The sequence below is a fragment of the Roseateles sp. GW821-FHT09B06 genome (assembly GCF_059418245.1).
In genome coordinates this window covers 1-10,731 of sequence record NZ_JBWKPM010000022.1, presented here as the reverse complement: position 1 = coordinate 10,731, position 10,731 = coordinate 1, and the positions used below count along the sequence as shown (strand labels likewise).

The following is a 10,731-nucleotide window of genomic DNA, read 5'->3' as shown; positions in this document are numbered from 1 at the left end:
TCCGATGTCGGTCGCGGTGCCGGATCCGCGGCGCCTGTTCGAGAATCCGCGCGTGGCGCTCGTGGGGGCGTTGAAGTTCAAGAGAAGGGAATGCCGATGCGCAAGTCCTGCGGGCTGCTGATCTGCTGGGGGCTGTGGTCCGGCACGGCCGCGCTGGCGGCGGGCGGCCATCATGCGGTGGACGATGCCGCCATGCTGGAGCCCGGGCAATGCCAGCTGGAGCTGTGGCTGGAAGAGGGCGATGACCGGCGCCGGCTGCAGCATGCCGGTCCGGCCTGTCGCCTGGGCGCCGTGGAGCTGGGCCTGAACCTGGACCGCAGCCGCACGCGCGGCGAGCCGCGGCTGTCGAGCTGGGGGCCGCAGCTCAAATGGGTCACCGCGCTGCGGCCGGGCCTGGCCGTCGGCGCGGTCTGGGCCGCGACTTGGCAGGACCGGGGGCCGCGCCTGGCCGGGCAGTCGCTGCTGCTGCCGCTGAGCTGGCAGGCCGGCGAGAGCCTGGCCCTGCATCTCAATATCGGCCGTGATTTCAGGCGCGGCGCCGCCGACGCCACGCGGCGCGGCCTGGCGCTCGAATGGACGCCCCTGCCGCAATGGCAGGGCCTGGGCGAGTATTTCCATGATGGCCAGCGCGGCCATGCGCGCCTGGGCCTGCGCTACCTCGCCAGCGACACCCTCAGCTGGGACCTCAGCCGCGCCGCGCCGCGCGGTGCCGCGCGGCAGGCCTGGTGGAGCCTGGGCATCGGCTGGACCTTCGATCCTTAGCCGCGCGGCCTGGACGCCCGGGGCAAGCGCCGGGCGGGCACGGAAACTTGTTTAAAATGGGAATCATTCCCATTCGCTTGTTCTCCCACACCATGTCCATCCGCATGCCGGCCACCCGGCGCAGCCTTGCCCTGTCCTCCTTCTCGCTGGCCATCGCCGCCCTCGGGGCGCCGCCGGCGGCCTGGGCCGCGCCCAGCCTGCTCGACACCGTGGTTGTCAGCGGCGAGCGCGTCAAGAGCTTCGCGCCGAGCTCGGTGCAGGTGGGCGCCTTCCGCGACCAGGATCCGCTGGACGTGCCGCTGACCAACAACGTGATGTCGCGCGAGCTGCTGGACGCGCAGGGCGCCCAGGGCCTGTTCGACGCGCTGCGCAACACCGCCGGCGTGACCCGCTCGCAGCTCAGCGGCTCGACCTACGACAACATCTCGATCCGCGGCATCCTGGTCGAGAACCGCGGCAACTACCGGCTCAACGGCAGCCTGCCGGTCATCAATCTGATCGACATCTCGCTCGAGAACAAGGAGCAGGTCGAGGTGCTGAAGGGCGCCTCGTCGATGTACTACGGCATGGTGCCGCCCTCGGGCATCGTCAACTTCGTCACCAAGCGCGCCGGCGCCAAGCCGGTCACCTCGCTGACCACGACGCTGAACGACCATGGCGGCGTCAAGGCCCATGTCGACATCGGCCGGCGTTTCGGCGCCGAGGACAGCATGGGCATCCGCTTCAACGCGGCGGCCGGCAAGGAAGAGAACGGCGTCGACAACTTCAAGGGCGAGCGCGGCCTGCTGGCGCTGGCCTATGACTGGCGCGTCTCGCCGGTGGCCAACCTGAAGGTGGACCTGGAGCATTACCGGAAGAACGTCAGCGAGCAGGCCGCGATCACCCTGCCCGCGGCGGTGAACGGCGCGATCAGCCTGCCGCGCGTGCCCGACAACAAGACCAATCTGGGCGCCGACTGGGCCCGCTACGACGCCGAGGCCACCAATGCCCTGGTGCGCGGCGACATCGCGCTGAACGACAACTGGGTGCTCAGCCTGGAGAGCGGGCGCGCCGAGACCAAACGCGACCGCGTCTACACCACCTTCCAGAACTACAACAACGCGACCGGCGCCGGCCGCGTCAACATCTCGGTGCTGAAGGGCCAGGCCTACACCAACACCAACCACCGGCTGGAGACCATCGGCCGCTTCGCCACCGCCGGCCTGCAGCACGAGCTGACGATCGGCGCCAGCTACAACCTGCGCGAGTCCGAGGGCTGGCGCAGCGGCGCCGCCCAGGCGCCGCAGAACCTCTATGCGCCGGTGGCGATCGCGCCCATCAACCCCACGCTGGCGCAGGCCGGCTATCCGTCCGAGATCCGCGACGAGGGCCTGTACGTCTACGACCGCGTCGCGATCGGCGCGCAGTGGCAGCTGCTGGCCGGCCTGCGCCATACCGACTACCGCAGTCAGAGCAACAGCGCCAGCGGCCCCAACAAGCCCTACGCGGTGGACAAGACCTCGCCCAATGTCTCGGTGATGTGGAAGCCGCTGGCGGACCTGAGCGTCTACGCCAGCCTGCTGCGCGGCCTGGAGGAAACCGGCACCGCGCCGCTGTCGGCCATCAATGCCGGCGACATCCTGCCGCCCGCCGTCAGCAAGCAAAAGGAGCTGGGCCTGAAGGCGCGCATCGCGAAGAGCCTGCTGCTGCAGACCGCGCTGTTCGAGATCGAGCGCGCGCAAGCGACGACGATCGCCGGCGTCTACCAGGTCGGCGGCCAGAGCCGCTACCGCGGCCTGGAGTTCTCGGCCAGCGGCGAGATCGGGCGCGACTTCGCCGTCGTGGCCTCGGCCGTGCTGCTCGATGCCGAGATCACCAAGGCGGTCGCCAGCGCGGCCGAGCTGGGCAAGACCCCGGAGAACACGCCGAAGAACACGCTGAGCCTGTTCGGCGAGTACCGCCTGCCGATGCTGCCGGGCCTGGCCCTCAATGCCGGCGTCTACCATGTCGGCAAGCGCGCGGTGAACAACCTGAACCAGGCCTGGATCAAGGCCTACGAGGTCTATTCGCTGGGCGCACGCTACCAGACCCGGCTGGCCGGCAAGCCCTTCAGCCTGCAGGCCAATCTGGAGAATGCCGCCGACAAGGATTACTGGAGCACCGCCGGCAACGGCCTGCTGGGCGTCGGCGCGCCGCGCACGCTGCGCGTGACCGCCAAGCTGGATTTCTAAGCCATGTCCCTGCTGAAGGCGCGCCGCGCCTGGCTGTGGCTGCACCGCTGGACCGGCCTGACGCTCGGGCTGCTGCTGGCCTTCGCGGCGCTGCTGGGCGCGGCGCTGACGGTGCTGCGTCCACTCGACCAGGCGCTGCACCCGGAACTGTTCCGGGCCGCCGGCGCGAGCGATGCGCAGCCCGCCGCGCTGGAGCCGCTGCGCCAGCGCCTGGTGGCCGAGTTCGGCACGAAGAGCACGCTGACCCTGCGCCCGCCGCGCGAGCCGGGCGAGAGCCTGCGCGTGCTGCTGAAGAGCCCGCAATGGGAGGGCACGCTCTACATCGACCCGGCGAGCGGCCGCGAGCAGGGCCGGCGCGGCGAGGCCGAGGGCGCGGCCAATTTCATCTTCGAGCTGCACAGCGCGCTGCTGCTGGGCGACACCGGCAAGGCCCTGCTGGCCGGCGTTTCGCTGGCCTATCTGGCCCTCTTGCTGACCGGGCTGATCCTGTGGTGGCCGACGACCGCAGCGCAATGGCGCCATGCCTTCGCGCTGAAGCTCGCCAAGGGCACGACGCGCGCGCTGTTCGACCTGCACCGCTCTGGCGGCGTCGTGATCGGCCTCCTGATCGCGGTGTCGGTCGCCACCGGCGCCTGGATGGCCTGGCGGCCGCTGGGCGCCTGGGTCAGCAGCCTGGCCGGCGAGACGGCACCGAAGCCGCCCAAGGTCGGCCCGGCCGAGGGGCCGGCGCTGAGCCTGGACGAGATCGTCGCGCAGGCGCGCGCGCGCTGGCCCGAGGGCATGGTCGGCTATGTGCAGCTGGGCGCGCGCGCGGAGCGGCCGGTGCGCGTGCGCTTCAAGCTGCCGGACGACCCGCATCCCAACGGCCTCAGCTCGGTCTGGCTGCACCCGGTCGACGGCCGGGTGCTGGCCCAGCAGCGCTGGAACGGCCTGGACCTGGCCGGCCGCAGTACCGCCTGGATCTACCCGCTGCACACCGGCACCCTGGGCGGGCCGCTGCACGAGGCGGCCACCGGCCTGATCGGCCTGACCCTGTTCGGCCTGGGCCTCAGCGGTACCTGGCTGTGGTGGCGACGCCGGCGGCGCTGAGCGCGAACGGGCGCGGCCGGCGCAGCCCGGCCGCCCATTGCCCGTAGACCCGGCGCGCGGCCAGGTGCAGCACGGCGCAGCGCAGTTCCAGCTCGCGCAGCAGCGCCAGCTCGGCCGCCACCCAGGGCAGCGCGTCGTTGGCGCTGCGGTTGCTGCCCAGCACCACCAGGCCGCTGTGGCCGGCGGCCCGCCGCGGCAGGGCCTCGCCGGCGGCGGGGCGGAACAGCCGGAAGGGGATGTCGTGCTGGCGCAGGAAGTCCAGCAGAAAGCCGGGACCCTGGCTGGACTCGTGCTGCAGGATGGCGACGGGGTTCATGAGCCGGGCCGGCACCGGAGGCCGGCCAGTGGTTGCGAGCTTGCCAGTCTCGGCCGACCGTTCTCAAGAAGACGCTCAAGTTGGGGGATGCCCCGTCAAGACGGCATCAAGCCTCGCTAGACTGAAGCCATGTCACCCGCCCGCCTGCTGTGCCCGCCGGCCCTGCTGCTTGCAGGGGCAGCGGCGCTCGCGCAAGTGCCGGCCCTGTCGCTGGAGAACTTGCCGCGCCCCGCCATGCCGCCGGCCGAGGTGGGCCCGGTCGTGCCGGCCCAGGTGGAGCGCTGGCGGCGCGAGGCCGAGGCGGCCGAGCATGGCGAGAACGGCCAGCCGCGCGACCCGGTGCTGGCGGCCCAGCTCTACTGCCGGGCGGCGCGTTTCGGCGATGCGGTGGCCCAGTACAACCTGGCCTGGATGCTGACCAATGCGCGCGGCATCGCGCGCGACGACGCCCAGGCCGCCTATCTGTTCGCGGCCGCGGCGGAGCAGGGGCTGGCGCAGGCGCAGGCCATGGCGGCCCGGCTGGGCGAGCCGCTGGGTTCGCCGCCACCCTGCCTGCGTCCGCCGGACGGCGATCCGCCGCCGCTGGCCGCGGCGGCCGCAAAGACCTTCAAGCCGCAGCTGCGGCCCCCGCCGCCGCCGCCGGCGAATGCGCCCGAGCCCATCGTGCGCTTCGTCAAGCTGGAGGCGCCGCAGTACAAGCTGGCGCCGCATCTGGTGCTGGCGGTGATGGCCACCGAATCGAACTTCGACCCGCTGGCGGTCTCGCCCAAGAATGCCCAGGGCCTGATGCAGCTGATTCCCGACACCGCGGCGCGCTTCCAGGTCCGGCGCATCACCGACCCGGTGCAGAACATCCGCGGCGGCATGGCCTATCTGCGCTGGCTGATGGCCTATTTCGAGGGCGATGTGGCCCTGGTGCTGGCGGCCTACAACGCCGGCGAGCGGGCGGTGGACCGCTACCGCGGCGTGCCGCCCTATGCCGAGACGCGCCACTATGTGCGCAAGATCCTGGGCGCCATCGGCGGCCAGGTCTCGCATCCCTTCGACCCGGCCGCGGCACAGCCCTCGCCGATGCTGGCCCTGCTGCGCGCCCCGCGCTGAGGACTCGGTGGGCTGTGCTGGGCCGCGGTGCTGGAGGCCCGGGTTCAAGGGGATTCGGGATCCTGCGGCGCCAGCACGACCCGGTTGCGACCGCCGGCCTTGGCCAGGTAGAGCGCCCGGTCGGCCTGTTCGATCAGGCTCACCGCCTGCATCTCCAGCAGGGGGGCCTGGGTCGTCACGCCGACCGAGACGGTCACCGACGCGCCTTCGGCGGGCGCGATATGACGAATTGCCAGCGCCTCGACCGCCTGCCGCACCTCCTCGGCCAGCTGCAGTGCGCCGTCCTGGGCGGTGCTGGGCAGCACGATGGCGAACTCCTCGCCGCCGTAGCGCGCCGCCAGGTCGCCGGCGCGCGTGCAGCAGCCGCGCAGCGCGCCGGCCACGCGGGTCAGGGTCTCGTCGCCCATCACATGGCCGAAGCGGTCGTTGTAGTTCTTGAAGTAGTCGATGTCGATCAGCAGCAGCGACAGGGCCTGCCGCGTGCGCTGGGCGCGCTTCCATTCGGCGTCCAGGTACTCGTCGAAATGATGCCGGTTGGCCAGGCCGGTCAGGCTGTCCGAGCGCATCATGCGCTGCAGGATCAGATTGGTCTCGAGCAGCTTCTGCTGGCTCAGGCGCAGCGCGCGATAGGCCTCGTCGCGCTGCTTCAGCGCGCGGTAGGCGCGCGAGTGGTAGCGGATGCGCGCGATCAGCTCGATCGGGTCCGGCAGCTTGACCAGGTAGTCGTTGGCGCCCGCCGCGAAGGCATCGCTCTTCACCTTGGATTCCTCCTTGCTGGACAGCACGATGATCGGCAGATCGCGCAGCACGCCGACGCCGCGGTAGGCGCGCACCAGGTCCAGGCCGTCGGCATTGGGCATCACCAGGTCCTGCAGGATCACCGTCGGCTGGATGCGCGCGGCCGTGTCGACGGCCTGGGCGGCGTCGCTGCAGAAATGGAAGTCGACGCCGGCCTCGCTGCTCAGCATGCGCCGCACGGCCTCGCCGATCATCGCCTGATCGTCCACCAGCAGCACCATGGCCTCGAAATCGTCGTGCGCGGCCGGCACGGGGTCGTTCATCGGATGCTCGCTCAAAAGGATCTCCTTATCGTTATTGTCAGGCGCACAGTTCCACCAGGCGGGCCGCGATGCGGCTCAGCGGCAGCACCTCGACCGCGGCGTCGAGGTCGACGGCCGCCTTGGGCATGCCGTAGACGGCGCTGCTGGCCCGGTCCTGCGCGATCGTCACGAAGCCGCGCTCGCGCATCGCCTTGAGCCCGCGCGCACCGTCCTGGCCCATGCCGGTCAACAATACGCCGACCGCCCGGCCCTGCCAATGCCGCGCCAGGCTCTCGAAGAAGACATCGATCGAGGGCCGGTACGGATGCGCGCCGGGCTCGGCCGCATAGGCCAGCTCGCCGCTCGCGCGCAGCTGCAGGTGTTCGTTGCCGCCGGCCAGCAGCACGACGCCCGGCTGCGGCGCCTCGCCGGCGCGCGCCAGCCGCACCGGCAGCGGCGATTCGCGCGCCAGCCAGTCGGCCATGCCGGCGGAAAACTTCTCGTCCAGGTGCTGGACCAGCACCAGCGCCGCGCCGAAGCCGGCCGGCAGCTCGCGCAGCAGCGCGCTCAGGCTGGCCGGCCCGCCGGCCGAGGCGCCGACCGCCACCAGCGGCGCGCCGCGCGCACGCCGCGCGCCGGCGTGCCGCGAGCTCGCGCCGAGGCTCTGGTGGGTCAGCCAGTAGATGTTCTGGATCTTGCGCAGCAGGGCCGCCGCGCCGGCCGCCGGCTCGGGCAGCGTCACCACGTCCAGCGCGCCATGGCCCATCGCCTCGAACACCAGCTCGGTGCGCGCCGCCGCCGCGGTCGTGAAGAGCAGGATCGCGCAGGGCGTCTCGTCCATGATGCGCCGCACCAGCTCGACCCGCTCCGGCCCGCTCAGCTCCAGCAGCAGCAGCTCGGGGCGCTGCGCGCGGCAGCGCAGCAGCGCCTCCGCGTCGCTGCCGGCCTGCCACAGCAGCTGATGCGCCGGCGCCAGCAGTTGGCGCAGCAGCTGCGCGGTCGCGGGCAGGTCGGCGAGCAGGCCCAGCTTCACTCCAGTGCCTCCCCGATCAGCATGCGTGCCGCTTCGAGCAGGGTCTCGTCGTGGAAGCTGGACTTGGCCAGGTAATGGTCGGCGCCGGCCTCCAGGCCGCGGCGCTTGTCCTCCTCGCGGTCCTTGTAGGAGACGACGATGACCGGCAGCGACTGCAGCCGCGCGTCACGCCGCACCCGGCCGACCAGCTCGATGCCGTCCATGCGCGGCATGTCGATGTCGGTCACCAGCAGGTCGAAGTCCTCGGCATGCAAGGCGTTCCAGCCGTCCATGCCGTCGACCGCGACCGTCACCGCATAGCCATGGCCGCTCAGCAGCTTGCGCTCCAGCTCGCGCACGGTCAGCGAATCGTCGACCACCAGCACGCGCTTGCGCTGCTGCTGGGCGCGGCCGTCGGGGCGGGCGACGCGCTCGATCTGCCCGCCGCCGAGCAGCTTGGCGACCGAGCCCAGCAGGTCCTCGACGTCGAGGATCAGCACCGGCGTGCCGTCGTCCAGCAGCGCGCCGGCCGCGACATTGCGCACCGGCCCGAGGCGCGCGTCCAGCGGCATCACGACCAGGCTCTGCTCGCCGATCAGGCGGTCGACGGCCAGCGCATGGCTGGCCTCGCGGTCGCGCAGCAGCAGCACCGGCAGGCCCAGCTCGTCGCGCTGCCCCGGCACCAGCTGCAGCAGCTGGCTGGCGGCGATCAGGCCGATCGCCCGGCCCTCATGCCAGACATGCTGGCGCCCCTCGATCGCGACGATGTCCTGCGGCGCCACGCGCAGCATGCGATCGACGCGCGCCAGCGGCAGCGCATAGGCCTCGCCGCCGACCTCGACGACCAGGCTGCGCACCACCGACAGCGTCAGCGGCAGCTCGAGCCGGAACTGCGTGCCGGCGCCGCTGCGCTGGCGCATGCGCACGCTGCCGCGCAGCTGGCGCAGCTCGTGCTGGACCGCGTCCAGCCCGACACCGCGGCCCGCCACCTCGTCGACCGTCTCGCTGAGCGAGAAGCCGGGCAGGAACAGGAAGGCCAGCAGCTCGTCCTCGTCGAGCCGCGCCACCGCCTCCGGCGGCGCCAGCCTGCGCGCCAGCACGGCGGCGCGCAGGCGCTCCAGATCGACGCCGCCGCCGTCGTCCTCCAGCTCCAGCACCAGATGGCCGGCCGCATGGCGCGCGCGCAGCTGCAGCCGGCCCTGGGCCGGCTTGCCGCGTGCCAGGCGCTGCGCCGGCGCCTCGATGCCATGCGCCACCGCGTTGCGCAGCAGGTGGATCAGCGGCGCCTCCAGGCGCTCCAGCAGGTCGCGGTCGGCCGGGGTCTGGGCGCCCTCGAGTTCCAGCTGCACCGGCTTGCCCAGCTGCTGGCCCAGGTCGCGCACCATGCGCGCCTTGCCCTCCATCAGGTCGGCGCAGGGCCGCATCCGCGAGGCCAAGGCGCTGTCGTAAAGCTGCTGGCTGCGCCGGCCGTGGCTCCAGGCGAAGGCGTCGAAGGCCTCGGCATGCTGCTGCAGCCGGCCCTGGGTCTCGGCCAGCCAGTTGCCGGCATCGGCCAGCAGCGCCTGCGCCTGCGGTGCCAGCTGGCCCAGCGTGGCCTCGCGCAGCTGGTCGAGCGAGCGCCGCGCCTGGTCCTGCAGGCGCTTGAGCCGGCGCAGCTCCTCGCCCAGCGGTGCGGCGCGTTGCGCCGCCACCAGCGAACGGCCGGCCAGGTCGAGCAGATGGTCGAGCCGCTCGGCCGAGACGCGCAGCACGCGGCCGCGCAGGTCGGGCGCCGCGTCCGGCTCGGCCGCGGCGACCGATGCCGGCGTCGAGGCGGGGGCGGGCGCTGCGGGCGGCGCAGCGGCGCCCGGATCGCTCAGGCGCGCCAGCAGCGCCGGCAGGTCCGCCGCGATGCTGGCGCCCTCGCCGCAGCGCAACAGCGCGTCCGAGCCGCGCAGCAGCGCGTCGATCTGCCCGGCCTGCAGCGGCGGCGCGCCGCGCTGCGCCGCCACCAGCAGGTCCTCCATCGCATGGGCCAGCCGCACCGCGTCGTCCAGGCCGACGATGCGCGCCGCGCCCTTCAGCGAATGGGCGGCGCGCATGCAGGCCTCCAGCTGGGCCGGATCGCCCGGTTCGCGCTCCAGCACCAGCAGCCCGGCGTCGAGCACCTGGGTCTGGGCCTGGGCCTCGAGCCGGAACAGATCCAGCATCGAGGCGTCGCGCAGCGAATCCGGGCTCATTTGAGGCTCCCCACCATGGCCTGCACCAGCGCGGCCTCGTCCAGCCAGGTGATGCTGCGGCCCTGCCATTGCAGCACGCCGGCGGCCAGCCGGCTGGCCGGCAGGGCGCTGTCGCGGCCGGGCGCGCCGAGCAGCCGCGTCGGGATCGCGTGGATGCCGTCGATCTGGCTGACCGGCGCGACCAGCGGGCCGCCGGGGGCGTCGAGGATCAGCATCTGCGGCTTGTCCGCCTCGTCCGGCGCGGCCTCGTCGGCCAGCCCCAGCAGGCGCTGCAGCGACACGCAGGGCACCAGCGCGCCGCGCACATTGCAGACGCCCAGCAGCATGCGCGCGCGCTGGTGCGGCAGGCCGTGCACCGGCACCGGCGCAGCCACCTCGGCGAGCGCGGCGGTGCCCAGCGCCAGCCAGTCCTGGCCGACGCGGAACAGCAGGGCCGAGCGCTGCGCGTCGCGCGCCGGCGCGTCCGGCACCGGTGGCGGCGCGTCCGCCAGCTGCAGCGCGTGGCGATCCAGCAGCAGCTGCGCGGCGCGCGCATGTTGCTCGCAGTTGCGGCAATGCACATGCTCGACCAGGCGCGGGCAGCTGCGGTCGCCCTGCACGCCGATGCGCTGCCAGCAGGCGTCGATGGGCTCGGTGTCAGCGGGGCTCATCGCGGCGCTCCCGGCTTCAGGCGCTGGCGCAGCCGCGCTGCGCCGGCGCGGTCGCCGCGCGCGGCCAGCAGCGCGGCCAGATGGGCCAGCGCCTCGGCATGCTGCGGATCCAGATAGAGCGCCCGGCGGTAATGAGCCTCGGCCGCGGCGCCCTGGCCGGCGCCGTCGCTCAGCAGGCCCCACCAGCAATACAGCTCCGCCGACGGGCCATGGGCGGCCAGATGGGCGGCGCAGGCGGCCTCGGCCTCGGCGCGGCGGCCGCCATTGGCGAGCGCCGCGATGCCGCGCAGGCTGGCGTCGGCCGCGGCCCGGCCATCCGGCACGGGTGCCGG

9 protein-coding genes and 1 pseudogene are annotated in these 10,731 nt (G+C 73.0%); 4 read left to right on the top strand and 6 right to left on the bottom strand.

The genetic code is table 11. The annotated features are described in order from the left end of the window. The first annotated feature begins 96 nt into the window (after positions 1-96). The 3 genes from AC07OQ_RS17610 to AC07OQ_RS17600 all read left to right on the top strand — a co-directional run bounded on the left by AC07OQ_RS17610 (position 97) and on the right by AC07OQ_RS17600 (position 4,061). The gene (locus tag AC07OQ_RS17610; protein WP_495054434.1) at positions 97-762 is read left to right on the top strand and encodes a PA4824 family protein; all 666 of its coding nucleotides are present in this window, start codon (positions 97-99) and stop codon (positions 760-762) included. Between the two features lie 77 nt (positions 763-839). Beyond that, a complete protein-coding gene (locus tag AC07OQ_RS17605; protein WP_495054433.1) occupies positions 840-2,972 on the top strand; it encodes a TonB-dependent siderophore receptor in 2,133 nt (710 codons plus the stop codon). 3 nt (positions 2,973-2,975) lie between these two features. Beyond that, complete coding sequence (locus tag AC07OQ_RS17600) at positions 2,976-4,061, top strand: PepSY-associated TM helix domain-containing protein (protein ID WP_495054432.1); 1,086 nt, start codon at positions 2,976-2,978, stop codon at positions 4,059-4,061. Here the strand turns inward: AC07OQ_RS17600 and AC07OQ_RS17595 are convergent. Then, a complete protein-coding gene (locus AC07OQ_RS17595; protein ID WP_495054431.1) occupies positions 4,021-4,377 on the bottom strand; it encodes a hypothetical protein in 357 nt (118 codons plus the stop codon). The two genes, AC07OQ_RS17600 and AC07OQ_RS17595, sit on opposite strands and share 41 nt — an antisense overlap. Before the next feature lie 129 nt (positions 4,378-4,506). Here AC07OQ_RS17595 and AC07OQ_RS17590 point away from each other — a divergent pair, with 129 nt between their 5' ends. Further along, positions 4,507-5,478: a lytic transglycosylase domain-containing protein gene (locus tag AC07OQ_RS17590; protein WP_495054430.1), complete on the top strand. Its 972-nt coding sequence runs from the start codon at positions 4,507-4,509 to the stop codon at positions 5,476-5,478. A gap of 44 nt (positions 5,479-5,522) precedes the next feature. On the opposite strand, the gene AC07OQ_RS17585 is transcribed toward AC07OQ_RS17590, so the two are convergent. From AC07OQ_RS17585 to AC07OQ_RS17565, 5 genes and pseudogenes are all read right to left on the bottom strand, one after another. Beyond that, entirely contained in the window at positions 5,523-6,539 is a 1,017-nt protein-coding gene (locus AC07OQ_RS17585; protein ID WP_495054507.1) for a diguanylate cyclase, read from the bottom strand. 37 nt (positions 6,540-6,576) lie between these two features. Further along, positions 6,577-7,551, bottom strand: a complete 975-nt coding sequence (gene cheB / locus AC07OQ_RS17580) for a chemotaxis-specific protein-glutamate methyltransferase CheB (RefSeq protein WP_495054429.1) — start codon at positions 7,549-7,551, stop codon at positions 6,577-6,579. Further along, a complete protein-coding gene (locus tag AC07OQ_RS17575) occupies positions 7,548-9,749 on the bottom strand; it encodes a hybrid sensor histidine kinase/response regulator (protein WP_495054428.1) in 2,202 nt (733 codons plus the stop codon). The genes cheB and AC07OQ_RS17575 overlap by 4 nt, the downstream gene beginning before the upstream one ends. Continuing rightward, positions 9,746-10,399 (bottom strand): chemotaxis protein CheW, encoded by a 654-nt coding sequence (locus AC07OQ_RS17570; protein ID WP_495054427.1) that lies wholly within the window; start codon positions 10,397-10,399, stop codon positions 9,746-9,748. The genes AC07OQ_RS17575 and AC07OQ_RS17570 overlap by 4 nt, the downstream gene beginning before the upstream one ends. Beyond that, positions 10,396-10,731, bottom strand: a pseudogene (locus tag AC07OQ_RS17565) (CheR family methyltransferase); the annotation flags it as partial. The pseudogene AC07OQ_RS17565 and the gene AC07OQ_RS17570, both read right to left, overlap by 4 nt.

Excerpts from the sequence above, each read along its gene's own strand:
- AC07OQ_RS17570 (WP_495054427.1), bottom strand. The coding sequence starts at position 10,399 with ATGAGCCCCGCTGACACCGAGCCCATCGACGCCTGCTGGCAGCGCATC.
- AC07OQ_RS17595 (WP_495054431.1), bottom strand. The coding sequence starts at position 4,377 with ATGAACCCCGTCGCCATCCTGCAGCACGAGTCCAGCCAGGGTCCCGGC.
- AC07OQ_RS17590 (WP_495054430.1), top strand. The coding sequence starts at position 4,507 with ATGTCACCCGCCCGCCTGCTGTGCCCGCCGGCCCTGCTGCTTGCAGGG.
- AC07OQ_RS17600 (WP_495054432.1), top strand. The coding sequence starts at position 2,976 with ATGTCCCTGCTGAAGGCGCGCCGCGCCTGGCTGTGGCTGCACCGCTGG.
- AC07OQ_RS17575 (WP_495054428.1), bottom strand. The coding sequence starts at position 9,749 with ATGAGCCCGGATTCGCTGCGCGACGCCTCGATGCTGGATCTGTTCCGG.
- AC07OQ_RS17610 (WP_495054434.1), top strand. The coding sequence starts at position 97 with ATGCGCAAGTCCTGCGGGCTGCTGATCTGCTGGGGGCTGTGGTCCGGC.
- AC07OQ_RS17585 (WP_495054507.1), bottom strand. The coding sequence starts at position 6,539 with ATGAACGACCCCGTGCCGGCCGCGCACGACGATTTCGAGGCCATGGTG.